Genomic DNA, 24,293 nt, shown 5'->3' on the forward strand with positions numbered 1-24,293 from the left:
ATCACGCCAGCCCCAGCGCGCCCTTCCACGCTGGCGTCCAGGCGTCGAAACTGTAGTGCTCATCCACCGCCGCCCGTGCGCTGGCACCGCGCACAGCGCGTCCTGCTGCGCCTTCGGTCACCAGGGACTCGATCGCCGCGTACCAGTCGTCATCCGAGCGGGTCGCCAGGCCCGCCCCCAGCGACAGCACGCGCGTGTTCGCCCCGACGTCGTCACCGATTGACGGCAGCGCTGCCGCCCCGTATTGAAGCAGCTTGTACGCGCACTTGCCCCTGGTCCACGCATTGTCCGGCATGGGCATGATCCCGAAGTCGCCCAGAAGGAGGTCCGTGGCGAATGTCTCGCTGCGCCACTGGACACGCTCGACCATCGCATCCAATGCTCCGAGAGAACGGTCTCCAGCGCTGATGACGACGAGGCGAAGCCCGAGGTTTCGATGTGCTGCGAGCAGTGGCGCGGCGATGCGCAGGAGATAGTCCTCCGTGCTGGGAGAGCCGAGCCAGACAGCGGTCGGAGCGTCGGTGTCCCGATGTTGCTTCTGCCGATACTCGTCCGGCTCGACGCAGCTCGGGATGACCGTGACGCTGGGACTGTGCACCGACGCGGCGTCCGCGAGATAGTCGTTTCCCGCGATCACGACGTCTGCCGCTCGGACCGCTCGGAGCCAGATCCTCGCCTTCGGCCAAAGTCGTTCCGAGAGTCCATCGTGAGCGTGCATGAGTGCGTCGTCGAAGTCGTAGACGCCGCGCCCTGCACGCTCCAGGATCCGCGCCTCCAGCCGCCCTGTGCTGAATGGGCTGGCCTGCCGGGACACGATGGATGCGCCTGACGCGTCGCGCGCTGCACGCTGCCGCAGGCGCAGCTCTGCCCCGGGAATCCGGTACGCCTGACGCGCAAGCGTGCCCAGCCCATTGGACGAGCCACCAAGGTAGTCAGACCCCTCGGAGGGAAGGCCCAGGTGGTCGAGCCAATCGAACACGCGGACTCGCGCACTCCCAGCGCCTCGTCCGTAGCTGGTGTACGCCGTGACGCTAGCCATCGGCTCCCCCAGCGACGGTCGCGGTCGCGAGCCGACCCTCGCGGCGACGCCTGGCCCGCACGCGTGAATAAAGCAGCGAAAGCAGCACCACGTAGACAAGTTCGGATAGGAAGAGCGTGTTGTTGATCTTGGTGATGAACGGTGCGAGAAAGACCGTCGAGAGGAATGCGCTCTGCAACCAGAACATCACGGCCGATGCGCGGCGTCTCAGGTACAGCAGTGCGATCACGCCGCCGAGCAGCAGCGACCCGACGACGACCCCGTAGATGCGGAAGTCGCGATAGAAGGGTTCGAGCCAGGTGTAGACGTTGGTCAGCACGCCCGTGTTGATGAACGGGCTGATCGGATCGACCGACGGAGCGCCGGGGATCGCCTTCAGCACGGCCCCGAAGGTGCTTGCACCCCAGGTCTGCGGGTTGTAGTCGCCGACCAGGATGGAACCCTGCACGCGCTCCGGTGGCCACGCGTGGTTGTTGGAGTCGACCAACTGGAGGAAGCCCATCGTTCCGGAGGTGTAGTACTGGAACGGCGAGACGAGGCCCGATCTGGCCAGCGGCTCGGAGACCGCGCCGCTGCTGAGAGCTTGCTGCCCGGTTTTGTCGAGCGCGCCGCCGACGATCTGGAACGCCAGCAGGCCGACGATGCCGAACGCGACCAGTGCTGCGCCGATGCGCCACGGCCGCCCCAGCGCCATCCAACGCCCGCGTAGACCACGCGCAGGGGTCGGGTCCGAGACCCGCCCGTCAGCGGGAGCGGCGAGCGGTTGCGTGATCAGCACTGCGCACAGCCACAGCACTGCCATGAACAGGTTCGTCCGTTGAAGCAGGGCGAGCATCGAAAGCGCGAGCGCCACCATGCCGACGACCCTGAGCCAGAGGGCGAGTGGTTTGTCCACTGCCGCCTTGTAGCCCAGAACCACGAACAGAAGGGGTCCGAGATAGAGAAGGATGCGCGCCGCGAGCGGAACGGATTCGAGGTACGACTCTCCGTGTGCTCCGCGGACCATCTTGGGGTCGGTGATCAGCGTCAGGATGCCGAAGCGGAGCTGGATCGTCAGGAGGTACGATCCGAATGCTCCCGCGTAGACGATGGCAACGCCCAGGAGGGTCCATCTGTTCATCAGGTGCGTGTGCGCCGGAACTGCCTCCTCCGACGAGGTGGATGCGCCCCGCCGCTCCCTCAGCCATGTGACCACCATGGCGCCCACATTGAACCCAGCCAGCCCGGCCGCCAGTGTCAGCCACGCCCAGACAGAGGCCTCCTTGTATGCGATCAGGTTGGTCCCGATCAGCAGCAGCGCCCCCGCCCAGACGATGTTGTGGCACAGGACGATCAGGAAAACGCTCCGGAATCGATACCGCACGGCGACCGTCAGACCCGCGAGGAGGACGAGGAGGATCAAACACCACACCGGATTCGGCATCATGCGCTCTCACCCGCGAGGTCTCGATAGAACCGCTCCTGCGCCGCCCACACCACCGCGCGGTCGAACCGCTCGCGAGCGCGCTGCTTCGCCGCGGTGCCGTAGCGCTGCCGCAGTGCGGGGTCGGCGATCGCGCGCCGCAGGCCGTCGGCCAGCGCGTCCGCGTCGCCCACGGGCACGATGATGCCCGTCTCGCCGTCGACGACGGAGTCGACGGCGCCGGTCGCGGTCGTCGTCACGGTCGGCACGCCCGCCGCCGCGGCTTCGAGGACCACGTTGGGGAAGCCCTCGCGCAGGGTGGGCAGGCAGAGCACATCCATGAGCGGATAGTACTTCTCCGGGTCGTTCACGAACCCGGTGGTGACCGTCGTGATGCCCGGCGATGGCGGGATGAGGTCGCCGACGGACGCGTCGCCCTCGACGCCGCCGACGATGAGGAGCTGGAAGGCCGTCCCCTGGCCCGCGAGACGCTGTACGGCAGCGCTGAGGATCAGCAGGCCCTTGTCCTCCGTGAGGCGGCCGACGAACCCGACCACAGGCGCCGCCGCGGAAAGGGCGAGATCGGTGCGCAAGCGGTCGAGCGTGTCCGGCGCGGGCAAGGAGCGCTCGAACGCGTCGACGTCGATGCCGTTCGAGCTTCCGTCTCCGAGGACCGTGAACGCTTCCGGCGACGCCAGGTTCAGTTCCGCGGCTCGGGCTGCGAGGCTCGAGCTCACAACGAGGGTCTTCGTGGCCGAGCGGATCGACAGCCGCTCGAGCAAGGTGAAGATCCGCCTGCTCACGCCGGTCGACGTCTCCAGGCGCAACCCGCGGAGCATGTAGACGCGCCCTGGCACCCGCGTCAGTCGACCCGCGATTCCGCCGAGCAGGCCGGCCTTCGGCGTGCCGACCGAGATCACGTCCGGGCGCAGGCGGCGCAGCAGGCGCACCCAGGCGACGAGGGAGCGCAGGTCGGAGAGCGGGGAAGGCTCACGGGCCATGGTGAGCGCGTGGACGGTCACGCCGTCGACGCCGTTCAGCGCATCCAGCCGCGCACCGGGCGAGCACACCACATGGACGTCCCAGCCGCGCTGGGCGAGGAACTGCGGGAAGCCCGCCATCAGGCGCAACGACAGATCGACCGTCACTCCGAGGACGATGCGCGGCTTGCGCGCGGTCATCGGCTCTCGTGCCGCTCGCGGTACCAGTCGATCGTCCGGCCGAGAGCCGTTTCGAAGTCGGTCGGCGTGACCTCGGGGAACAGCTCCCGGATGCGGATGCCGTCGGCCTGGGATGCGCGCACGTCGCCGACACGCGGCTCCACGTGCTCGACGGCGATCTCGATGCCCAGGTGGTCCTTCATCAGGTCGATGACGCGCAGCAGGGGCGTGCTGGTGCCGAAGGCGAGGTTCACCGGGTCGGTGGAGCTGACCTTGCGCTGCACGGCGTCGAGCAGAGCGGCACAGACCGTCTCGACGTAGGTGAAGTCGCGGGACTGCAGGCCGTCGCCGTGGACGGCGAGCGGCTGGCCGTTCAGGGCGGCGTCGAGGAACTTGGGGATCACGGCCGCGTAGACGTGGTCGGCCGCCTGGTATGGGCCGAAGACGTTGAAGAAGCGGAAGGCGAGGGTGCGCATCCCGTACGAGTAGCCGTACGCGATCGTGTACCCCTCTGTTGCGTGCTTGGTGACCGCGTACGGGCTCATCGGGCGGGTCCAGTCGAACTCCGACTTCGGCAGCTTGGTGTTGCTCCCGTAGACCGAGCTCGAGGATGCGACGACCACGTGCTCCACCCCGGCGAGCCTGGCGGCTTCGAGCACGTGCAGGGTTCCCGTCGCGTTCGCGTGGTGCGAGGGAAGCGGAGCGGCGACCGAGCGCGGCACGCTGCCGAGGGCGGCCAGGTGCACGACGGAGTCGACGCCTGCCACGGCCTCGTTCATCGCGTCCTCGTCGAGGATCGACGCCTCGATGAAGCGCACGTCGACGCCGTCCAGGTTCTCCAGTCGACCGGTGCTGAGGTCGTCGATGACGCGGACCTCCGCGTCGGGGACCTGCGAGATGACGTAGCGTGCGAGGTTGGAGCCGATGAAGCCGGCGCCTCCGGTGATGAGTAGTTTCATTGGTCTTTCGAGTATTGACGTGCAGGAACACCGACCACGGTGCTGCCTTCGGGGACATCTCTGGTGACGCAGGCCGCAGCGCCGACGACGCTGCCTCCTCCGACGCGGAGACCTTGCAGGACCACGCTACCGGCTCCGATGAGGGTGGATGCGCCGACACGGACCTCGCCGGAGACGATCGCGCCCGGGTTGACGGAGACGAAATCCTCGAGCACCGCATCGTGACCGACGATGGCGCCGGGATTCAGGTGCACAGCGCGCCCGAGCCGGACGTTCGTGGACACCTGGACGCCGGAGCAGATCACCGAGCCAGGTCCGATCTGCGGAACAGAGCCGACGACGGCGAGGGGGTGGATGAGCGTGGCCGGCTCGAGCCCAGCGTGGCGCAGCTTCGCGTCGACGCGCTCTCTGACGGCCGGGCTGCCGATGGCGACCACATAGCTGGCGGATCCGCCTCCGGCCAGCCACGCGTCGATCGGACCGAGGAAGGTGACGTCGCGCGCGGCAAGACGACCCCCGACGACCTCGTCGGCCCCGTCGTCGAGGACGCCGAGGATGTCGTAACGTCCGGGGTCGGCCGCGTTGACGGCTTCGGCGACGTCCAGCGTCTCGCGGCCGAACCCCCCACCACCGACGACGACGAGAGGAACCGTCACGCGCCGCCTCCCGACGGCTCAGCCGTTCCGAACTCCGGCATGGTGGCGTGACCGTCGTGGGAGATGCCCTCACGAACGAAGACGGAACGCACCGTGCGCACCAGGATCAGCGCATCCAGCCGGAAGCTGCGGGTGTCGACGTACTCGACGTCGAGCTCCAGCCTGCGCTCCCACGGCACATCGTTGCGGCCGCTCGACTGGGCGAGGCCCGTGATCCCTGGCCGCACCTCGTGGCGTCTGGCCTGCCGCGGGGTGTACCGCTCGAGGTACGAGACGAGCAGCGGACGGGGACCGACGAAGCTCATGTCGCCGCGCAGCACGTTCACGAGGCTCGGCAGCTCGTCCAGGCTGGATGCGCGCAGCGTCTTCCCGAACGTCGTGAGCCGGTCTTCGTCGGTCACCAGTCCCGCTTCGACGTCGACGGACTTCATGCTACGGAACTTGCGGAGCGTGAAGACCGTGCCATCGCGACCGGGCCGCGGCTGCGTGAAGATGACGGGACGGCCGAGCTTCACGGCGATGAGCACCGCCACGACGCCGATCACGGGCGAGAGTACGACGAGCAGAATGCCGGACGCCACCGCGTCCAGCACCCGTTTGCCGCTGTCATACCCTCGCGTGCTCACGAATGCGCTCCGAGGAATGTGTGGATGCGATCCTGCACCCTGGCGAGCTGCTCTCCATCGAGCACAGATCCGCTGGGGAGGGTGATGCCCACCTCGAACAGGTGCTCTGCGCTCCCGTCGACGACGGCGCCAGCGTCGGCGAACGCCGGCTGCAGGTGCATCGGCTTCCACAGCGGACGGCTCTCGATCTGGTCGGCGTTCAGCCACTCGCGCAGCTCCTCGGCCGTCCAGCCGGACTCGGAGGGCTCGACCAGGATGGACGTCAGCCACTTGTTGTCGGCCTCGTCGCCCTCCCCTTGGAAGATCGTCACGCCGGGGACCGGCGCGAACAGGTCGCGGTACAGCTCGCGAACGGCGGCGCGGCGGGCGATCATGCCGTCGAGGCGGGAGAGCTGTGCGCGGCCCAGCGCCGCGAGCAGGTTGCTCATCCGGTAGTTGTAACCGATGTCAACGTGCTCGTAGTGCACGACCGGCTGACGCGCCTGCGTCGCCAGGTAGCGCGCGCGGGAGGCGAGAGGTCCGTCGTCGGTCAGCAGCATCCCGCCGCCGGAGGTGGTGAGGATTTTGTTGCCGTTGAAGGAGAGCGCGGCGGCGGCGCCGAACGATCCTGCCGGCTTGCCGCGGTAGCTCGCGCCGAGCGACTCTGCGGCGTCCGCCAGCACGGGGATTCCGTAGCGCTCGGCCAACGGAAGGATCGCGTCGTAGTCGGCCGAGCGTCCGAGAAGGTCGACGGGGACGATCGCGGCGACCTTCCGCCCCTCGGCGGCGAGCTGCGCGAGAGCCTGCTCGAGGAGCACCGGAGAGATGTTGCCGGTGACCGGGTCCGCGTCGACGAAGAACGGTGCCGCGCCCGTGTATGCGATGGCATTGGCCGTCGCGGCGAAGGTCATCGTCGCCGTGACCACCGTGTCGCCCTGGCCGACGCCCAGCCCGAGGAGTGCGAGGTGCAGCGCCGCCGTGCCGGACGACAGGGCGACAGCGTGCTCCACGCCGACGCGCTCGGCGATCTCCCGCTCGAAGCCGTCGACGTCGGGACCGAGCGGCGCGATCCAGCCGGATCGCATCGCATTGAGGACATACTCCTGCTCGAGGTCTCCGACATCCGGCGAAGACATGTAGATCTTGGAACTCACCGCGTCACTCCCCCGAGGCTTCCGCGCTCGATTCCGACGATCGCTGTCTCAGCCTGGTCGTCCTCCCAGCGGCGCTGCCACTCCGAGCGGTCGAGCCTGCTCGGGTCGATGGGCAGCACGCGAGCGTGGGAGATCAGTGAGTGGGTGCGGTGCGCGCCCTGCTCGCCGACACCGGTCAGCTCCTCGTGCAGCTTCTCGCCGTCGCGGAGGCCGGTGTAGACGATCTCGAGGCTCTTGCCGGACTGCGCGATCATGCGCCTGGCGATGTCCAGGATGCGCACCGGCTTGCCCATGTCCAGGATGAGCACCTCGCCGGGCGAGCCGATCGCACCCGCCTGCATCACCAGTTGGCAGGCCTCGGGGATGGTCATGAAGTAGCGGGTCGCATCCGGGTGCGTCACCGTCAGCGGCTTGTTCGCCGCGATCAGCGCCTGGAACGTCGGCAGGAGCGAACCCCTGCTGCCGAGCACGTTGCCGAACCGCACCGACAGGTACGAGTTGCCCGTCTCCTTGCCTGCCCAGGCCGTGAGCCGCTCTGCCGCGCGCTTGGAGTGGCCGAGGATGCTCGTGGGGTTGGCCGCCTTGTCGGTGGAGATGTTCACGAACGTCTCCACATCGATGCCCATCGCGGCGCGAAGCACGTTGAGGGTTCCGAGGACGTTGGTCTTCCATGCCTCGTCCGGGTACTGCTCAAGCATCGGCAGATGCTTGAGCGCCGCCGCGTGGAAGACGACCTCCGGGCGGCGCGCGATGAAGATGCGCTTGAGCGCGTCGGCGTCGCGGATATCCGCGAGGATGACGTCCGTGGAGTCGAGCAGGCCGTGGCCGGAGATCTGAAGCTGCGTCTGCTGGAGTCCGGTCTCGTCCCGGTCGAGCATCATCAGCTCTGCCGGGCCGAACTTCGCGATCTGCCGGCAGAGCTCCGAGCCGATCGAGCCACCAGCGCCCGTGACGAGGATGCGCTTGTTCGAGAGGTAGTCGGCGATGGATGCGACGTCGGTGTCGACCGGGTGCCGCCCGATGAGGTCTTCGATGGACAGGTCGCGCACGTCCTTGAGGGTGGTGCGGCCGTCGTTCACGTCGTCGAGCTCCGGCAGCACCTTGACCTTGAGGCCGACCGAGTCCGCCATGTTCGTGACGCGCTGGAGCAGATTGGAGTCCGCCCTGGCGACGCACACGATGAGCGCAGTCGCACGCGTGGCGTTCGCGACCTTGACGATGTCTTTGAACCGGCCGAGCACCGGCACACCCATGAGGTGCAGGTTGCGCTTGCTCCTGTCGTCGTCGAGGAACCCGACGGGGATGTACTCGGACTCGCGGTCGGTGAGCATCCGGCGCACCATCAGGCTGCCCATGAACCCCGCGCCGAGCAGCAGCACCGGCTGCGCGTTGTCCGGCCGCATCCGCTGGGCCACATACATGCGCTTGAGATAGCGCACAGCGCCCATCAGCCCGTATGCGATGAAGCCGGAGATCAGCATGAGGCTGCGCGGGACGCCGATCTGGCTGGAGAAGATCACGACGGGAACGGACGAGAAGAGCGCGATCGTCACCACCGTGTATGCGACAGCGCGGGCCTCCTCGAAGCTGCCGTATGTGAAGCGGCCGCGATAGACGCCGAATGTCCAGCCGAGGAGGAGCTGCAGGATGATGACGACCAGGCAGAGGAAGAGCACAGGAACCCAGTGGACCCTGGAGACCACGAAGTCGTACCGGAACACGACGGCGGCGACGATGGCGAGCACCCAGGCGACCGCGTCCGTCAGATACTGGACGCCGAAGCGGATGAAGATCGACTCGCCGCGCGCTCGCGTCTCATCTTGGACGTGAGTGCTCCAAAGCCAGTTCTTCACGGACATCGGTGGTGCGGACTCGCTTTCATATCACGGCTGCAGCGGGAATGGCAGAACTGCAGTCGCCATTTTCCCACACATCTTCGGCGTTTTCGTACCCTACGGTATTTAGCACGCGTTAAGGGCCGGGACGCGCGAGCATCCCGGCCCTTGTCAGGCGGCGGCCGGAGCCGGTCAACCTACTCCCATTCGATCGTTCCCGGCGGCTTCGACGTGACGTCGAGCACGACGCGGTTGACGCCGTCGACCTCGTTGGTAATGCGGTTGGAGATTTTGGCGAGCAGGTCGTACGGCAGGCGGGTCCAGTCGGCCGTCATGGCGTCCTCGCTCGAGACGGGGCGCAGCACGATCGGGTGACCGTATGTGCGGCCGTCGCCCTGGACGCCGACGGAGCGCACGTCGGCGAGGAGCACGACGGGGCACTGCCAGATCTCGGTGTCGAGGCCGGCGGCGGTGAGCTCGGCGCGCACGATCGCGTCGGCGTCGCGGAGGAGGTCGAGGCGCTCGCGCGTGACCTCGCCGACGATCCGGATGCCGAGGCCCGGGCCGGGGAACGGCTGGCGGCCCACGATGACCTCCGGCAGGCCGAGCTCGCGGCCGATGGCGCGCACCTCGTCCTTGAACAGAGTGCGCAGCGGCTCGACGAGCTCGAACTGCAGGTCTTCCGGAAGGCCGCCCACGTTGTGGTGGCTCTTGATGTTCGCCGTTCCGGAGCCGCCGCCGGACTCGACCACGTCCGGGTACAGGGTGCCCTGCACGAGGAAGCGGATCGGGTCGCCCTCGCTGGCCGCCTCCGCGATCAGATCGGCCTGCGCCTGCTCGAACGTGCGGATGAACTCGCGGCCGATGATCTTGCGCTTGGTCTCCGGGTCGCTGACGCCGGCCAGAGCCGAGAGGAACTGCTCCTCCGCGTCGATGGTGACGAGGCGGACGCCGGTGGCCTTGACGTAGTCCTCCTCGACCTGACGGGCCTCGTCCTTGCGGAGCAGGCCGTGGTCGACGAAGACGCAGACGAGCTGGTCGCCGACGGCCTTGTGCACGATGGCGGCTGCGACAGCGGAGTCGACGCCGCCGGACAGACCGCAGATGACGCGGCCGGAACCCACCTGGGCCCGGATCGCAGCGACCTGGTCGGCGATCACGTTGCCGCTGTTCCAGTCGGCCGGGATGCCCGCGGCACGGTGCAGGAAGTTCTCGAGCACGGCCTGGCCGTACGCGGAGTGCTTGACCTCGGGGTGCCACTGCACGCCGTAGAGCTTGCGCTCGTCGTTGGCGAAAGCCGCGACGGGGGTGGAGTCGGTGGATGCGAGGACCTCGAAGCCATCCGGCGCCTTGGAGACCGAGTCGCCGTGGCTCATCCACGCGGTCTGCTCTTCCGGCTGGCCGTCGAGCAGGACACCCGAATCCGAGATGCGCACGGCGGTCGAGCCGTACTCGCGCGCTCCGGTGTGGGCGACCTCTCCGCCGAGGGCGGTGGCCATCACCTGGAAGCCGTAGCAGATGCCGAGCACGGGCACGCCGAGCTCGAAGATCGCCTCGTCGAGCTGCGGTGCGCCCTCTTCGTAGACGCTGGACGGGCCGCCGGAGAGGACGATGCCGGACGGCTTCTTGGCCGCGACCTCCGCTGCCGTCACCGTGTGCGGAACGATCTCGGAGTACACGTTGGCCTCGCGGACCCTGCGCGCGATCAACTGCGCGTACTGCGCCCCGAAGTCGACGACGAGGACCGGGCCGGACGGGTTGGCCGAATCGGCCCCTCCGAGCAGGTCGGCGAATGCTGGATCGGTGCTAATTTGATGCCTCCACGAGGGTCGCTTCCTCGGCCTCTCGGCCGGCCAGATAGGACTTCACCTGCTTGGTGATGCGCGTCTCCACGAAGAACGAGAGGAACGGGACGACGCCACCGAGGGCGATCGCCACGAACTTCGTGAAGTTCCACCGCATCAGGCTCCAGAGCCGGAAGTCGGAGAAGAGGTACACGACGTACAGCCAGCCGTGTGCGATCAGGATGCCCGTGCTCAGGTCCACGCCGGTCGGCGTCACCGGGTCGTTCACCGGCACGAAGGCGAAGACGCCGTGGTTGCCGAACGCGAACATCTGGTAGCCCATGCCGTACTTGATGATCATCTCGACGCAGAGCAGCAGCAGCATGATGCCGGTGATGTACGCGAACACCTGGTAGAACCGGAGCGCCCCGCGGATCTTCGGGAAATCGGCGAGCTTGGGTGCGAGGGGCATAGGTCTATTCTACTTTCCCGAGCTGCGTCGCCGTTCCGGCCGCGAGCTCGCGCAGTTCGTCTTCCTTCTCCTTCGCGTCCTTCACCAGTCGATACCAGAGGAAGACCGCGAATCCGGCGAAGATGATCCACTCCGCCGCGTAGAAGATGTTGAGCCAGTTGAGCGTGCGCTCCTGGATGGGCGGGGGCGACTCGATCTTGGTGAGCCCCGCTGGAGGCGTCTTCTCGACGACGTACGCCGAGTACACGTCCATGCCGTCGACGCCGGTCCAGAGGTTGTAGAGCGCGGCGACCGACATCATCGTCATCACCGTCGGATGCTTCTTGTCGGCCGGCGCCTCCGGGCCTTCCGTCGGCAGCAAGCGTCCGACGATCTCCTGGTCGGCGGCCGGCTCGGCGGCGAGACGCTTCAGCGCCGACTGGGCTGTGGCCTCATCGGCCGCCCAGCCGCGCGCGACGGCGAGCGCGACCGGCCTCGCGCCGTCCGCGCCGGTCACGGTCACGTGCGCGACGACCCACCAGCCGGACGTTCCGTGGTTGAGGCGGCCCTTCAGCAACTGGTAGTCCTGCGGCACGAACGAGCCGGTCACCGAGACGTACTGCCCGGTCGCCGTGTCGGCGATCGGTCCTCCCGGCTTCGCCACCTGCGCGAGGGGCAGGACCGTCTCGCTCGGGACGTCGACGACCGTGCCTGCGGCCACGGCGCGCTCGAGCTGCCACTGGCCGAGCCACGCGAATCCACCGGCCAGCAGGAGAGCGAAGACGAGCGCGCCGATCCAGCGAGGGCGCAGCATCATCTGGAACAGTGTGGTCTCTCCACTGCCGGTGGTCGTGCTAATGGCTCAGTCCCGCTTTCGGTCGCTGCTGTCTTGCTGCATGGCCTGGTCGACGACGCGGTCGATGGCCTGCCGGGTGTCGTCCGAGCGCGCCTCGGGGTCGAGGTCGGCCGTGGCAGCCTCCACCAGCGCGATCTCCTCGTCGAGCATCGGATCGCGTTCGGGTTTCGTGGCGCGCTTCTTCTTCTGGCGTTTGCCGGTCCGAAGAATCATCGCACCGATCTTCTCGGAGTTTGCTGCGAGGATCGGCCCGAGGACGGCCATGATCAGCACGTACAGACCGGCGAACGGCTGGATGCGTTCATCCAGTCCAGCGCTCAGCGACAGTGTCGCGAGGATCAGCGCGAACTCGCCGCGGTTCTGCAGGATGACCGTGGTGTTGATGCCGGCCTGCACGCCCATCCCGTTGATCCACGCCACGAACTGTCCTGCGAGGATGTTCAGCACGATCGTCAGCAGCACGGCCAGCAGCACAGGGACGACCACCGACGGGAACTGCGCGGCGTTCAGCGCGAGGCCGAAGTTGAGGAAGAAGAACGCGGCGAAGACGTCGCGCAGCGGGATCGCGATGTGCTCGATCTTGTTGCGGTACTTCGTGGCTCCGAGCACGAGGCCGATCAGGAACGCGCCGATCGCGTCCGTGACGCCCAGCACCTCGCCGATGCCGGCGAACAGCACCGCGAAGCCGAAGAACAGGATGGTGAAGAGCTCGTCGTCCTTGGTGTGGAACAGCTTCGACACGTAGCGGCCGCCCCAGCGCGCGATCGTGAACATCACGACGAGGAACGTGAACGCGATGGCCAGTTTGGTCACGATCGGCCAGAAGTCCGTCTCGCCGCTCAGCACGACGGAGACGATCGCGAGGTAGATCGCGATGAAGATGTCCTCGACAACGGTGACGCCGAGGATCATCGGCGTCTCGGTGTTCGCGAGGCGTTTCAGCTCGATGAGGAGCTTGGTGACGATCGCGCTGGACGAGGTGGCCGTCATCCCGGCGATGATCAGCGCCTCGCGGGTGCCCCAGCCGACCATGAAGCCGAAGATGAGGCCGACTCCCATGTTGACGACGATGTACGAGCCGCCGGAGATGATGAGCTTGCCGAAGTTGCCGAAGAACTCGTCCTGATCGAATTCCAGGCCCAGATTGAACAGCAGGAGGATCAGGCCGAAGATCGCGATCAGCTCGATGTAGTTCGACTCGAGGTTGAGCGGGAACCACCCGGTGTGCGGGCTGGCGAGCAGCCCGACGATCATATAGATGGGGATCGCGGGGAGACCCACCAGCTTGCCGAGGCGCCCGAGCACGTATGCCACGAGCAGGAGGACGCCGAGAATGATGAGGTCTTCGCCGAGATGCATGGCTACCCCCCTGGCGGTGCGTCGACGGTGGCGCGCACGGGCAGCTCACCTGAACGGAAGAAGGCGAACGCCTTGGCGACCTTCTCCGGCGACCCTGCGACGACGAGCGTGTCGCCGGGGAACACCTTGAAGTCGGGCGCGGGCGCCGGATTGGCGGAGTCGCCGCGCACGACGGCGACGACGGTCAGGCCCGCGATGCCGCGGTCTGCGGGGCTGCCGAGCTGCTGCCCGGCGATGTGGTCTTCGTAGTCGACGCTGAACCAGTCGATGCTGAGGCCGGGGATCTGGTCGAGCGCGGTCAGCGACTCGGTGATCTGCGTGCCGCCGAGCAGTTCGGCGAGTGTGTGGGCCTCGTCGTCGTTGAGGCGCAGCGACACCTTCGTCACGTCCGCGCCGTCTTCGTGGTCTGAGAAGGTGATGAGGTCGCTGTGCCCGGACCGGTGGGCGATCACGCCGACCTTTCCGCCATCGTCCGTGACGAATGTGTGCAGCACCCCGACCCCGGGCAACTTGACCCGTCGAACGTCAACCATGTTCCGTCTCCAATTGTGTTGGGGGCAGGTGCACCAAGAATACCGGAGCCACCTGAAGGTGGCTCCGGGCTTGATGGTGTACGGGCCCTACTTCGCCGTCTTTGGCGCCTTCTCGGCTTTCAGTGCTGCTGCGTCGACATCCACGATGTCCGGCGCCTCCAACCGGATGCGGTCGGCCGACTCGTCATCCGGCTGCAACTGGCTCGCACGCTCGGCGGCGACGCGCTCGAGGTACGTGCGCACCTCGCGCTCCTCCCGCGCCTTGTCCCAGCCGAGCACACCGGCCAGAAGGCGCGCGGCGACCGGAGCGGCGGAGACGCCGCGGTCCCACGCCTCGATCGAGATGCGGGTGCGTCGGGCGAGCACGTCCTCCAGGTGCAGGGCGCCCTCGTGCGACGCCGCGTAGACGACCTCGGCGCCGATGTAGTCGTCGGCACCCGGCAGCGGGTTGCCGAGCTCGGCGTCGTCGCGCACGAGGTCGAGGATGTCCTCCGCCATCGTGCCGTACCTGTTGAGCAGGTGCTCGATCCTGGCGACGTGCAGGCCGCTGTCCGCTGCGATGCGCTTGCGCCTGTTCCACGCCGCCTGGTAGCCCTCCGCGCCGACCAGCGCGATGTCCATCGTGGCGCTGCTCGGGATCTTGCCGTCGAGTGCATCCACTGCCGCGTCGATCGCGTCTTTCGCCATGATGCGGTACGTGGTCCACTTGCCGCCGGCGATCACGACCAGGCCGGGCACGGAGTGCGCGACCAGGTGCTCGCGGGACAGCTTGGAGGTCTCCTCCGACTCCCCGGCGAGCAGCGGGCGGAGCCCCGCGTATACGCCCTCGACGTCTTCTCGGGTCAGCGGAATGCCGAGCACCGCGTTCACGTGCGCAAGAAGGTAGTCGATGTCGGCCGCGGTCGCGGCCGGGTGCGCCTTGTCGAGGTGCCAGTCGGTGTCCGTCGTGCCGATCAGCCAGTGCCTGCCCCACGGGATCACGAAGAGCACGCTCTTCTCCGTGCGCAGCAACAGCCCCATCTTCGACTGGAACCTGTCGCGCGGCACGACCAGGTGGATGCCCTTGGATGCGCGCACCTTGAACTGGCCGCGCTCCCCCACCATCGCCTGGGTGTCGTCCGTCCACACGCCGGTGGCGTTGACGACCTGCTTGGCACGGATCTCGAAGCGCTCGCCGGTCTCCAGATCGTGCGCCTGCACGCCGACCACCCGCTCGCCCACCTTGACGAAGCCCTCGACGCGAACGCGCGTGGCCACGTGGGCGCCGTAGTGCGCGGCCGTGCGGGCCAGGTTCGCGACGTAGCGGGCGTCGTCCACCTGCGCGTCGTAGTACGTGATTCCGCCGACGAGCGCGTCGTTCGCCAGGCTCGGGATGGCGCGCTGCACCTGCCGCTTGGACAGGTGGCGGTGGTGCGGGACTCCCGGCGGGCGCAGACCCGTGTAGGAGAAGATGTCGTAGAGCATCATGCCGGCGCCGACGTACGCGCGCTCCACCACCCGCTTCTTCAGCGGGTAGAGGAAACGCACCGGCTTCACGAGGTGCGGCGCGATCCGCTGCAGGAGCAGACCGCGCTCGATCAGCGCTTCGCGCACCAGCCGGAAGTCGAGCTGCTCCAGATACCGGATACCGCCGTGCACCAGCTTCGACGACCTGCTCGACGTGCCGGACGCGAAGTCGCGCGCCTCGACCAGACCGACACTGAGGCCGCGGGTGACCGCATCCACTGCGCTGCCGGTGCCGACGATGCCGCCGCCGACCACGAGGATGTCGAGCTCGGTGTCTTTCAGCGCCGCGATCGCATCAGCTCGCTCTGCCGGGCCGAGCCGTGACGGATATGTCACGGCGGGGTTGGACGTCGATCCTTGTGTGACCATCGTTCTCTCCCTCACTCGGCCGCCATCGGCCGACTCTTACTGCGCTTGGTACGGTGCGACGACGACCTCGACGCGCTGGAACTCCTTCAAGTCCGAGTATCCCGTGGTTGCCATCGAGCGTCGCAGGGCTCCCACCAGATTCGCAGAGCCCTCTGCCACCGGAGCTGGGCCGTACAGGATCTCCTCGAGCGGGGCCACCTGGCCGACAGCTACCCGGTTGCCGCGCGGAAGCTGCGAGTGGTGCGCCTCTGCGCCCCAGTGGTAGCCGCCGCCCGGCGCGTCGGTGGCCCTGGCGAGCGTCGTGCCGAGCATGACCGCGTCCGCTCCGCAGGCGATGGCCTTGACGATGTCGCCGGAGCTGCCGAGCCCGCCGTCTGCGATGACGTGCACGTAGCGTCCGCCCGACTCGTCCATGTAGTCGCGGCGAGCGCCTGCGACATCGGCGACGGCGGTCGCCATCGGCGCGTGGATGCCCAGGGTGGACCGGGTGGTGGATGCTGCGCCGCCGCCGAAGCCGACGAGCACACCGGCAGCGCCCGTGCGCATCAGGTGCAGGGCGGCGGTGTACGTGGCCGCTCCGCCGACGATGACGGGCACATCCAGTTCGTAGATGAACTTCTTGAGGTTGAGAGGCTCGACGCTCTTGGAGACGTGCTCTGCAGACACGGTGGTGCCGCGGATCACGAACAGGTCGACGCCGGCCGCGACGACGGTCTCGTAGAGCTCCTGGGTGCGCTGCGGAGAGAGGGCGCCTGCGACCGTGACGCCGCCCTCGCGGATCTCGGCCAGGCGCGCGGTGACGAGCTCGGGCTTGATGGGCTCTGCGTAGATCTCCTGCATCCTGGCCGTGGCGTTCTCCGCGGAGAGGGAACGGATCTCGGCGAGCAGGGGCTCCGGGTCTTCGTAGCGCGTCCAGAGGCCTTCGAGGTCGAGGACGCCGAGGCCGCCGAGCTGGCCCATCATGATCGCGGTGGTCGGAGAGACGACCGAGTCCATGGGGGCTGCGAGGAACGGGATGGAGAACTGGTACGCGTCGATGGACCACGACACCGACACATCCTCGGGGTCGCGGGTGCGCCGGCTCGGAACCACGGCGATGTCATCGAAGGCGTAAACGCGGCGAGCGCGCTTGGCGCGCCCGATCTCAATCTCCATACTCACCCGTTCAGTCTATGGCGGAGGGCTGGCAGAGTGGTCTCATGACCGTCGAAGCCTCTCCGCTCTCCCAGCTCAGGATGCGCACAAGCGAGAAATGGCGCGCGTATCCCGACGATGTCCTCCCGCTCTTCGTCGCCGAGATGGACTATCCGCTCGCCGGTCCGATCGCGGCTGCGCTGCACGCCGCCGTCGAACGCTCGGACACCGGGTACATCGGGCCGGACGACCGGGCGAAGCGAGCGTTCGCCGACTTCGCCTCCTCCTCCTGGGGCTGGGAGGTGGAACCGGAGCGCACACTCACCACGGCGGATGTGAGCGTGGTGATCGTGGAGTCGCTGCGGCTGGCGATCGAGCCCGGGGATCGCGTCATCGTCACTCCCCCGGTGTATCCGCCGTTCTACGAGTTCATCCCTGAGGCGGGCGGGGTGGTCGAGGAGGTGCCGCTGCTGGCGTCGGAGGCCGACGGCTGGTCGCTCGATCTGGACGGGATCGAGCGCGCCTTCGCCGGTGGCGCGCGGGCGTTCCTGCTCTGCAACCCGCACAATCCGCTGGGGCTCGTCCACTCGGCGGAGCAGCTCGCAGCGGTGGCCGCGCTCGCGGCGCGCTACGACGCGGTGGTGGTGAGCGACGAGGTGCACGCGCCGCTGACCCACACCGACGCGACCTTCACGCCGTTCCTGTCCGTGTCCGCCGAGGCGCGGGCGCACGGCATCGCCGCCCACGCGGCGAGCAAGGCATGGAACCTCGCCGGACTCAAGTGCGCGCTCTTCGTGACGGCGGACGACCGGATGACCGACCGCATCCGATCGCTGCCGGTGGAGGTGGAGGTGCGCACCAGCCACTTCGGCCGCATCGCGACCGAGGCGGCATACCGCGACGGACGCGACTGGCTGGTGGATGCGCTGGCCGCGATCCAGGCCAACCGCGCCCTCCTCGGCGCGCTGCTGGCCGACCAGCTCCCGGATGCGCGCTACCGCGAGCCGCACGCCAGCTACCTCGCCTGGCTGGACCTGCGCGCGCTCGGCTGGGGCGACGACCCCAGCGCGCGCATCCTGTCGGAGGCGAAGGTCGCGCTGAACCCCGGCACCGACTTCGGAGCGCAGGGCGCCGGGTTCGTGCGACTCAACTTCGCGTGCGCGCCCGAGGTGCTGACGGAGGCGATCACGCGCATCCACGGGATGCGCTGAAACCGGATGCGCTGAACCCCGCCTGCCCTGACCGGTCCCCGACCGCTCAGCGCGCCCGCGCCACCCGCCCCTCGTCCCACACCGGCTCGTCCGCCTCGTAGACCTCACCATCCTCGCCGAACACCAGGAAGCGGTCGAAACCGCGGGCGAACCAGCGGTCGTGCGTCACGGCGACCACCGTGCCCTCGAAGCCCGCCAGACCCTCCTCCAGAGCCTCGGCCGACACGAGGTCGAGGTTGTCCGTCGGCTCGTCCAGGAGCAGGAGGGTGGCCCCGGACAGCTCGAGCAGGAGGATCTGCAGGCGCGCCTGCTGACCGCCGGACAGCGACTCGAAGGTCTGCTCGGCGGCGACCGCGAGGCCGTAGCGGTCGAGCACGCGGCTGGCCGCCTCTCTCGGCATCCCGTCCCTGCGCTCATCCCCGCGGTGCAGGATGTCCAGCAGGGTTCTGCCCACCAGCTCCGGATGCTCGTGGGCCTGTGCGAAGAGCCCTGGCGCCACCCGCGCGCCGAGCTTCGCGACCCCGGTGTGCGGAACGGGCGCACCGGCGACCTCCGCGGACGCGAGATGTCCGGCAGCGGGGTCGGGGTCCGTCCCTCCGGCGGCGAGCAGCCGCAGGAAGTGCGACTTGCCCGAGCCGTTGGAGCCGAGCACCGCGACACGCTCACCGAACCAGATCTCGGCGTCGAACGGGCGCATCAGTCCGGTCAGTTCCAGGGCGTGGCACTCGACGACGCGACGTCCCGTGCGCGCACCCGTGAGGCGCATCCGCACGTTCTGCTCGCGCGGGCGCGCCTCGGGCGGACCAGCCTCCAGGAACTTCGCGAGGCGGGTCTGCGCCGCCTGGTACGCCGAGGCGAGGTCGCTGTTGTATTTCGCCTTCTCCTTGAACCGCAGCACCAGGGCTTTCAGTTTGGCGTGCTCCTCGTCCCAGCGCCTGCGCAGCTCCTCCAGCCTGGCCATGCGCTCCTCGCGCGCCGCGTGGTACCCGCCGAAGCCGCCTCCGTGCGTCCAGGTGGTGTTGCCGGCCGCGCCGAGTTCGAGCGTGACGATGCGGTCGGCGGCGCTGGCCAGCAGCTCGCGGTCGTGCGAGACGAGCAGGACTGTCTTCGGGGTCGAGCGCAACTGCTCCTCCAGCCAGCGCTTGCCGGGAACATCCAGGTAGTTGTCCGGCTCGTCGAGCAGCAATACCTGGTCGGGGCCGCGCAGCAGCGCCTCCAGCACCACGCGCTTCTGCTCGCCACCGGACAGGGTCCGCACCTCGCGCAGCCTGGCCCGCTCGAACGGGATGCCGAGGGCCGCCACGGTGCAGTGGTCCCACAGCACCTCGTGGTCGTAGCCGCCCGCATCCGCGTACTCGGCGAGCGCTGTCGCGTAGCGGAGCTGGGTGTCCGTCTCGTCGCGCTCGATGATCGCGTCCTCGGCAGCGACCAGCCGCTCGGCCGCCAGGCGCACCGCAGGGGGCGCAACCTGGACGAGAAGGTCGTGCACGGTCCGGTCGTCGCGGACGTGCCCGACGAACTGGTCCATCACCCCCAGACCTCCGTCGATGGCCACGGCGCCGGAATCCGGTCGCAGCTCACCGCGGATGATGCGCAACAGCGTCGACTTGCCTGCGCCGTTCGCGCCGATCAGCGCGGAGACGCGGCCGTCGCCGACCCGGAAGCTGACATCGTCGAGCAGAGGCCGTCCGTCGGCGAGGGTGTACGAGACACCGGCGACGTCGATGTGACCCATGAGGGGAACTCCTGATCTGGATGCGGACAAAGCCTTCCAGAATAGACGAAACCGCCGCCCACGGGGAGTGGACGGCGGTTTCGGACAGCGGAGTGACTCAGCGGAGCCGAGTTCAGCGCGTGTAGTTCGGCGACTCCACGACCATCTGGATGTCGTGCGGGTGCGACTCCTTGAGCCCGGCCGGGGTGATGCGCACGAACTTGCCGCGCTCCTTGAGCTCGGGGATGGTGCGGGCGCCGACGTAGAACATCGACTGACGCAGGCCGCCGAGCAACTGGTAGGCGACGGCCGACAGCGGGCCGCGATACGGCACCTGGCCCTCGATGCCCTCGGCGATGAGCTGCTCGTCGCTCGGAACGTCCGCCTGGAAGTAGCGGTCGCGGGAGTACGAGGTCTTCTTGCCGCGGGTCTGCATCGCACCGAGCGAGCCCATCCCGCGGTAGTTCTTGAACTGCTTGCCGTTCACGAACACCAGGTCGCCGGGCGACTCCGACGTTCCAGCGAGCAGCGAGCCGAGCATCACGGTGTCCGCACCCGCGACGAGTGCCTTCGCGATGTCGCCCGAGTACTGCAGACCGCCGTCGGCGATCAGCGGGACCCCTGCCGGGCGCGCGGCGAGCGAGGATTCGTAGACCGCGGTCACCTGCGGCACACCGACACCGGCGACGACGCGGGTGGTGCAGATCGAGCCCGGCCCGACGCCGACCTTGATCGCGTCGGCGCCGGCGTCGATCAGGGCCTGAGCACCCGAGCGGGTGGCTGCCTGGCCGCCGATCACGTCCACGTGCTTGGCGCGCGGCTCGTGCTTGAGCCTGCTGATGATGTCGAGCACGCCGCGGCTCTCGCCGTTGGCCGTGTCGACCACGATGACGTCGACGCCCGCGTCGATCAGGGTCATCGCTCGCTCCCAGCCGTCGCCGAAGAAGCCGATGGCGGCGCCGACGCGCAGACGGCCCTCGTCGTCTTTGGTGGCGTTCGGGTACTTCTCGCTCTTGTCGAAGTCCTTGACCGTGATGAGCCCGCGCAGGCGACCGTCGGCGTCGACCAGGGGGAGCTTCTCGATCTTGTGCTCGGCGAAGATGGCGACCGCGGAGTCAGGGTCGATCCCGACCGGAGCGGTGATCAGGGGCATCCTGGTCATCACGTCGCGCACGTAGGTGGTGGTGCGCTCGAACGGCGACACGAAACGCATGTCGCGGTTGGTGATGATGCCGACGAGGGTGCCGTCCCCCTCGACCACGGGGAGGCCGCTGACGCGGAACTGGCCGCACAGTGCATCCACTTCCTCGACGGTGGCGTCGGGGGTGGTGGTGACGGGATTGGTGATCATGCCCGACTCCGACCGCTTGACCTTGTCGACGTGCGCCGCCTGGTCTTCGATCGAGAGGTTGCGGTGCAGGATGCCGATGCCGCCCTGCCGCGCCATGGCGACAGCCATGCGGGACTCGGTGACGGTGTCCATGGCGCTCGAGAGGAGCGGAGCGGAGACCGAGATGCGCTTGGTGAGACGCGAGGAGGTGTCGACCTCACTCGGGATGACGTCTGTGTACCCGGGAAGGAGCATCACGTCGTCGTAGGTCAAACCGATGAAACCGAACGGATCCGACTGATCCATTTCACCCCTTAGTCGTTGCGGAGTTGGAAGAAGTCCGCCGCCACCAGCGCCTGCGGATAATCAATCGTAACGGCAGAACCCTGGTGGTTTATTCCACGGTCGCAACGTCGAGTTCCGCGGCTTTCCGGCCGGAGCGGTTGGCGACGATCATGTCGACGCACAGGATCAGCAGCGCCAGCCAGACGATGGCGAAACCGAACCACCGCTCAGGCGGCATGGCCTCGTGCAGCACCACCACGCCGACCAGGAACTGGATGAACGGGGCGAAGTACTGGATGAACCCCATGTAGACCAGCGGCAGCCTCCGCGAGGCGGCAGCGAAGAACAGCAGGGGCACGGCGGTGATGACGCCGGTGCCGACCAGGGCGACCGTGTGCCAGACGCTGACCGTGCCGAGGGTGACGCCCACTGTCGCGCCGACGACGACGAGCTGCACGATGGCGACCGGGGTCAGCCACATGGTCTCCAGGGTGAGGCCGGAGACCGCATCCACTGCCCCTCCGACACGCTTCTTGATGAGGCCGTACAGTCCGAACGAGAACGCCAGGATGAGCGCGATCCACGGCATCGCGCCGTAGCCGATCGCCAGCACGACCACCGCGACCACGCTCACGCCGACCGCCACCCACTGAGCGACCCGCAGCCTCTCGCGCTGCACGAGCACCCCGAGGAACACCGTCACGATCGGGTTGATGAAGTATCCGAGCGCCGCCTCGACGACATGGCCGCTGACCGTCGCGAGCACATAGGTCTGCCAGTTGACGTAGATGAGCGCCCCGGCGACGCCCATGGTGAAGACGACCCGTTTGTTGAGCAGCAGGGAGCCGAAGGCGCGCCACTTCCGCGTGACCGTCAGCAGGATGGCGCAGAAGACCAGCGAGAACAGCACCCGCCAGGCGACGATCTCCCACGCGCTCGCCGGCACGAGCGACAGGAAGTAGATGGGCAGGATGCCCCAGAGGACGTACGCGGAGATGGCGTAGACGAGACCGGAGCGGCGGTGTTCCGACAGGGGCTTGGTGACGGGATCGCTCTGGGATGTTTCGCTCTGGGACACGGAGCGATCCTACGCGCGACGACGCGCCGGATGCGGAGCTCCGTTCAGAAGGAGACGGCGCGCGCCACGCCGACGGCTTCTCCGTTCAGAAGGAGAAACTGCCCGGAATCGCGGCGGATCTCCGTTCGGACGGAGATCCGGCAGAACGACGATGGCCCGGATGCGCGTGCGCACCCGGGCCATCGAACGGCCTGTCGTCAGCGGACGACGACCGCCAGAACGTCGCGAGCGGAGAGAACGAGGTAGTCCTCGCCACCGAACTTGACCTCGGTTCCGCCGTACTTGGAGTAGATCACCTTGTCGCCGACGGCGACGTCGAGCGGAACGCGGTTGCCGTTGTCGTCGATGCGGCCGGGGCCGACGGCGACGACTTCGCCCTCCTGCGGCTTCTCCTTGGCAGTGTCGGGAATGACCAGACCAGATGCAGTGGTCTGCTCAGCCTCGACCTGCTTGATGACGATGCGATCCTCGAGCGGCTTGATGGAGACCGACACGGTTGACCCTCTTTCCTACAAACACAGGCGTGAACAAAAGACGTGAGTTAGCAGCCTCATAGTGAGAGTGCTAACACGAGTTTAGAGGGTGCGTTAGCAGTCACGCAACGTGAGTGCCAGGAGGATGACACAGACGAGGTAGCGTGAGTCGCATGGACCGGTCGGAACTCGTCGAGCTGCTCTCCACCGAGGGGCTGCGGCTGCTCGATTCGCTGCCGCCGTACCACTCGGAGCGCGACGTGCTCCGGCTGGTCAGCGACCTGCGCAAGGCCGGCCACTCTCCTGGACTGGTGGCTGCCGTGCTCACCCAGGCCAAGCTGCGCTCGAAGGCGACGGCCAAGTTCGGCGCCTTCGCCGACCGGATGCTGTTCACCGAATCCGGCCTGGAGCAGGCGACCAGACTGCCCGTCGCCGCACGGCACGCGGGACGCTTCCACGCGGCCGGGCTGGAGCGCGTCGCCGACCTCGGCTGCGGCATCGGTGGCGACGCGCTCGCGATCTCGGCACTCGACATCGAGGTGCTGGCCGTGGACGCCGACGAGGTCACCGCCGCGATCGCCAGCTACAACCTCGCGCCGTTCCCCCGCACGACGGTGGAGCACAGGAGGGCGGAGGACGTCGACCTGCGCTCGTTCGACGGCGTCTTCCTCGATCCGGCCAGACGCACGGCCGGGCACGGCCAGACGTCCAGGCTCACCGACCCGGACGAGTACTCCCCCTCCCTCGGCTTCGCCTTCGAGCTGGCGACGGGACGGTCGGTCGGCGTCAAGCTGGGCCCGGGACTCGACCGCGACCTCATCCCCTCGTCCGCCGAAGCCCAGTGGATCTCCGTGGACGGCCAGGTGGTCGAGATGGGCCTCTGGTTCGGCGTGCTCGCGCGCCCAGGCATCGGCCGCGCCGCGCTGGTGATCAAAGGCGACGAGGCCACCGAGCTCACCGCGCGCGCCGACAGTGGCGACGAGGAGACCGGCCCGCTCGGCGAATACGTCTACGAACCGGACGGGGCGGTCATCCGCGCCAGGCTCATCGGCGACCTCGCGCGCAGCATCGACGGCAGGATGCTCGCGGACGGCATCGCGTACATCACCTCCGACAGTCTCGCCACGACGCCGTTCGCCAGCGGCTTCCGCGTGATCGAGACACTGCCGTTCAACGAACGCGACCTGAAGCGCGCCCTGCGCGACCGCGGCATCGGGACCCTCGAGATCAAGAAGCGGGGCGTGGATGTGGACCCCGCCGCCCTCCGCAAGCGCCTCTCCCTCAGCGGCTCGGCGTCGGCGACGCTGCTGCTCACGCGCGTGGCAGGTAAGCACACGGCGATGCTGGTGGAACGCATCCACTGACCGGAGACGACGATGGGCCGGGACGCGCTCACGCGC

21 protein-coding genes are annotated in these 24,293 nt (G+C 68.2%); 2 read left to right on the plus strand and 19 right to left on the minus strand.

Translation table 11 applies throughout. The annotated features are described in order from the left end of the window. Position 1: 1 nt before the first annotated feature. The 15 genes from ACYVGI_RS01120 to ACYVGI_RS01190 form a co-directional block, all read right to left on the minus strand. Positions 2-1,039 carry a glycosyltransferase family protein gene (locus tag ACYVGI_RS01120; RefSeq protein WP_460630844.1) on the minus strand — a complete coding sequence of 346 codons (1,038 nt, stop codon included), beginning with the start codon at positions 1,037-1,039 and terminating at the stop codon, positions 2-4. Beyond that, positions 1,032-2,441, minus strand: coding sequence for an O-antigen polymerase (locus ACYVGI_RS01125; RefSeq protein ID WP_460630845.1), 1,410 nt, complete (start codon positions 2,439-2,441; stop codon positions 1,032-1,034). Before ACYVGI_RS01125 ends, ACYVGI_RS01120 begins: the two co-directional genes overlap by 8 nt. 20 nt (positions 2,442-2,461) lie before the next feature. Then, the gene (locus ACYVGI_RS01130; RefSeq protein WP_460630846.1) at positions 2,462-3,622 is read right to left on the minus strand and encodes a glycosyltransferase family 4 protein; all 1,161 of its coding nucleotides are present in this window, start codon (positions 3,620-3,622) and stop codon (positions 2,462-2,464) included. Further along, positions 3,619-4,560, minus strand: a complete 942-nt coding sequence (locus tag ACYVGI_RS01135) for an NAD-dependent epimerase/dehydratase family protein (protein WP_460630847.1) — start codon at positions 4,558-4,560, stop codon at positions 3,619-3,621. The genes ACYVGI_RS01130 and ACYVGI_RS01135 overlap by 4 nt, the downstream gene beginning before the upstream one ends. Continuing rightward, positions 4,557-5,216, minus strand: a complete 660-nt coding sequence (locus ACYVGI_RS01140; protein WP_460630848.1) for a NeuD/PglB/VioB family sugar acetyltransferase — start codon at positions 5,214-5,216, stop codon at positions 4,557-4,559. The genes ACYVGI_RS01135 and ACYVGI_RS01140 overlap by 4 nt, the downstream gene beginning before the upstream one ends. After that, entirely contained in the window at positions 5,213-5,842 is a 630-nt protein-coding gene (locus ACYVGI_RS01145) for a sugar transferase (protein WP_460630849.1), read from the minus strand. Before ACYVGI_RS01145 ends, ACYVGI_RS01140 begins: the two co-directional genes overlap by 4 nt. Continuing rightward, positions 5,839-6,975 carry an aminotransferase class I/II-fold pyridoxal phosphate-dependent enzyme gene (locus ACYVGI_RS01150; protein WP_460630850.1) on the minus strand — a complete coding sequence of 379 codons (1,137 nt, stop codon included), beginning with the start codon at positions 6,973-6,975 and terminating at the stop codon, positions 5,839-5,841. Before ACYVGI_RS01150 ends, ACYVGI_RS01145 begins: the two co-directional genes overlap by 4 nt. Next, entirely contained in the window at positions 6,972-8,834 is a 1,863-nt protein-coding gene (locus ACYVGI_RS01155; protein ID WP_460630851.1) for an SDR family NAD(P)-dependent oxidoreductase, read from the minus strand. Before ACYVGI_RS01155 ends, ACYVGI_RS01150 begins: the two co-directional genes overlap by 4 nt. A 173-nt stretch (positions 8,835-9,007) precedes the next feature. Then, positions 9,008-10,594: a glutamine-hydrolyzing GMP synthase gene (guaA, locus tag ACYVGI_RS01160; protein ID WP_460631468.1), complete on the minus strand. Its 1,587-nt coding sequence runs from the start codon at positions 10,592-10,594 to the stop codon at positions 9,008-9,010. A gap of 22 nt (positions 10,595-10,616) precedes the next feature. Next, positions 10,617-11,066 (minus strand): DUF3817 domain-containing protein, encoded by a 450-nt coding sequence (locus tag ACYVGI_RS01165; protein WP_055894888.1) that lies wholly within the window; start codon positions 11,064-11,066, stop codon positions 10,617-10,619. Positions 11,067-11,070: 4 nt separating this feature from the next. Next, positions 11,071-11,862 (minus strand): SURF1 family protein, encoded by a 792-nt coding sequence (locus ACYVGI_RS01170; RefSeq protein ID WP_460630852.1) that lies wholly within the window; start codon positions 11,860-11,862, stop codon positions 11,071-11,073. A gap of 45 nt (positions 11,863-11,907) precedes the next feature. After that, positions 11,908-13,260, minus strand: a complete 1,353-nt coding sequence (locus ACYVGI_RS01175; RefSeq protein ID WP_460630853.1) for a cation:proton antiporter — start codon at positions 13,258-13,260, stop codon at positions 11,908-11,910. Between the two features lie 2 nt (positions 13,261-13,262). Then, positions 13,263-13,793 carry a cation:proton antiporter regulatory subunit gene (locus tag ACYVGI_RS01180; protein WP_055894880.1) on the minus strand — a complete coding sequence of 177 codons (531 nt, stop codon included), beginning with the start codon at positions 13,791-13,793 and terminating at the stop codon, positions 13,263-13,265. An 87-nt stretch (positions 13,794-13,880) separates the two neighbouring features. Then, complete coding sequence (locus ACYVGI_RS01185) at positions 13,881-15,668, minus strand: glycerol-3-phosphate dehydrogenase/oxidase (protein ID WP_460630854.1); 1,788 nt, start codon at positions 15,666-15,668, stop codon at positions 13,881-13,883. A gap of 36 nt (positions 15,669-15,704) precedes the next feature. Next, positions 15,705-16,823, minus strand: coding sequence for a GuaB3 family IMP dehydrogenase-related protein (locus ACYVGI_RS01190; RefSeq protein ID WP_460631469.1), 1,119 nt, complete (start codon positions 16,821-16,823; stop codon positions 15,705-15,707). Between the two features lie 44 nt (positions 16,824-16,867). On the opposite strand from ACYVGI_RS01190, the gene ACYVGI_RS01195 reads away from it, so the two are divergent. Further along, entirely contained in the window at positions 16,868-18,013 is a 1,146-nt protein-coding gene (locus ACYVGI_RS01195) for a MalY/PatB family protein (RefSeq protein WP_460630855.1), read from the plus strand. Between the two features lie 46 nt (positions 18,014-18,059). Here the strand turns inward: ACYVGI_RS01195 and ACYVGI_RS01200 are convergent, their stop codons facing one another. From ACYVGI_RS01200 to groES, 4 genes are all read right to left on the minus strand, one after another. Then, on the minus strand, positions 18,060-19,748 hold the full coding sequence (locus ACYVGI_RS01200) for an ABC-F family ATP-binding cassette domain-containing protein (protein WP_460630856.1): 1,689 nt from the start codon (positions 19,746-19,748) through the stop codon (positions 18,060-18,062). 112 nt (positions 19,749-19,860) lie between these two features. Continuing rightward, positions 19,861-21,363: an IMP dehydrogenase gene (gene guaB / locus ACYVGI_RS01205; protein WP_460630857.1), complete on the minus strand. Its 1,503-nt coding sequence runs from the start codon at positions 21,361-21,363 to the stop codon at positions 19,861-19,863. An 88-nt stretch (positions 21,364-21,451) separates the two neighbouring features. Continuing rightward, positions 21,452-22,420, minus strand: coding sequence for an EamA family transporter RarD (gene rarD / locus ACYVGI_RS01210; RefSeq protein WP_460630858.1), 969 nt, complete (start codon positions 22,418-22,420; stop codon positions 21,452-21,454). Between the two features lie 197 nt (positions 22,421-22,617). Continuing rightward, positions 22,618-22,914 (minus strand): co-chaperone GroES, encoded by a 297-nt coding sequence (gene groES, locus ACYVGI_RS01215; protein WP_055894868.1) that lies wholly within the window; start codon positions 22,912-22,914, stop codon positions 22,618-22,620. A gap of 152 nt (positions 22,915-23,066) precedes the next feature. Between groES and ACYVGI_RS01220 the strand changes: the two genes are divergently transcribed. Next, positions 23,067-24,257, plus strand: a complete 1,191-nt coding sequence (locus ACYVGI_RS01220) for a THUMP-like domain-containing protein (protein ID WP_460630859.1) — start codon at positions 23,067-23,069, stop codon at positions 24,255-24,257. Positions 24,258-24,293 lie beyond the last annotated feature (36 nt).

Source organism: Leifsonia lichenia (genome assembly GCF_054780215.1).

Excerpts from the sequence above, each read along its gene's own strand:
- ACYVGI_RS01120 (WP_460630844.1), bottom strand. The coding sequence starts at position 1,039 with ATGGCTAGCGTCACGGCGTACACCAGCTACGGACGAGGCGCTGGGAGT.
- ACYVGI_RS01130 (WP_460630846.1), bottom strand. The coding sequence starts at position 3,622 with ATGACCGCGCGCAAGCCGCGCATCGTCCTCGGAGTGACGGTCGATCTG.
- ACYVGI_RS01135 (WP_460630847.1), bottom strand. The coding sequence starts at position 4,560 with ATGAAACTACTCATCACCGGAGGCGCCGGCTTCATCGGCTCCAACCTC.
- ACYVGI_RS01155 (WP_460630851.1), bottom strand. The coding sequence starts at position 8,834 with ATGTCCGTGAAGAACTGGCTTTGGAGCACTCACGTCCAAGATGAGACG.
- ACYVGI_RS01165 (WP_055894888.1), bottom strand. The coding sequence starts at position 11,066 with ATGCCCCTCGCACCCAAGCTCGCCGATTTCCCGAAGATCCGCGGGGCG.
- ACYVGI_RS01170 (WP_460630852.1), bottom strand. The coding sequence starts at position 11,862 with ATGATGCTGCGCCCTCGCTGGATCGGCGCGCTCGTCTTCGCTCTCCTG.
- ACYVGI_RS01175 (WP_460630853.1), bottom strand. The coding sequence starts at position 13,260 with ATGCATCTCGGCGAAGACCTCATCATTCTCGGCGTCCTCCTGCTCGTG.
- ACYVGI_RS01180 (WP_055894880.1), bottom strand. The coding sequence starts at position 13,793 with ATGGTTGACGTTCGACGGGTCAAGTTGCCCGGGGTCGGGGTGCTGCAC.
- ACYVGI_RS01185 (WP_460630854.1), bottom strand. The coding sequence starts at position 15,668 with ATGGTCACACAAGGATCGACGTCCAACCCCGCCGTGACATATCCGTCA.
- ACYVGI_RS01190 (WP_460631469.1), bottom strand. The coding sequence starts at position 16,823 with ATGGAGATTGAGATCGGGCGCGCCAAGCGCGCTCGCCGCGTTTACGCC.
- ACYVGI_RS01195 (WP_460630855.1), top strand. The coding sequence starts at position 16,868 with ATGACCGTCGAAGCCTCTCCGCTCTCCCAGCTCAGGATGCGCACAAGC.
- ACYVGI_RS01200 (WP_460630856.1), bottom strand. The coding sequence starts at position 19,748 with ATGGGTCACATCGACGTCGCCGGTGTCTCGTACACCCTCGCCGACGGA.
- guaB (WP_460630857.1), bottom strand. The coding sequence starts at position 21,363 with ATGGATCAGTCGGATCCGTTCGGTTTCATCGGTTTGACCTACGACGAC.
- ACYVGI_RS01220 (WP_460630859.1), top strand. The coding sequence starts at position 23,067 with ATGGACCGGTCGGAACTCGTCGAGCTGCTCTCCACCGAGGGGCTGCGG.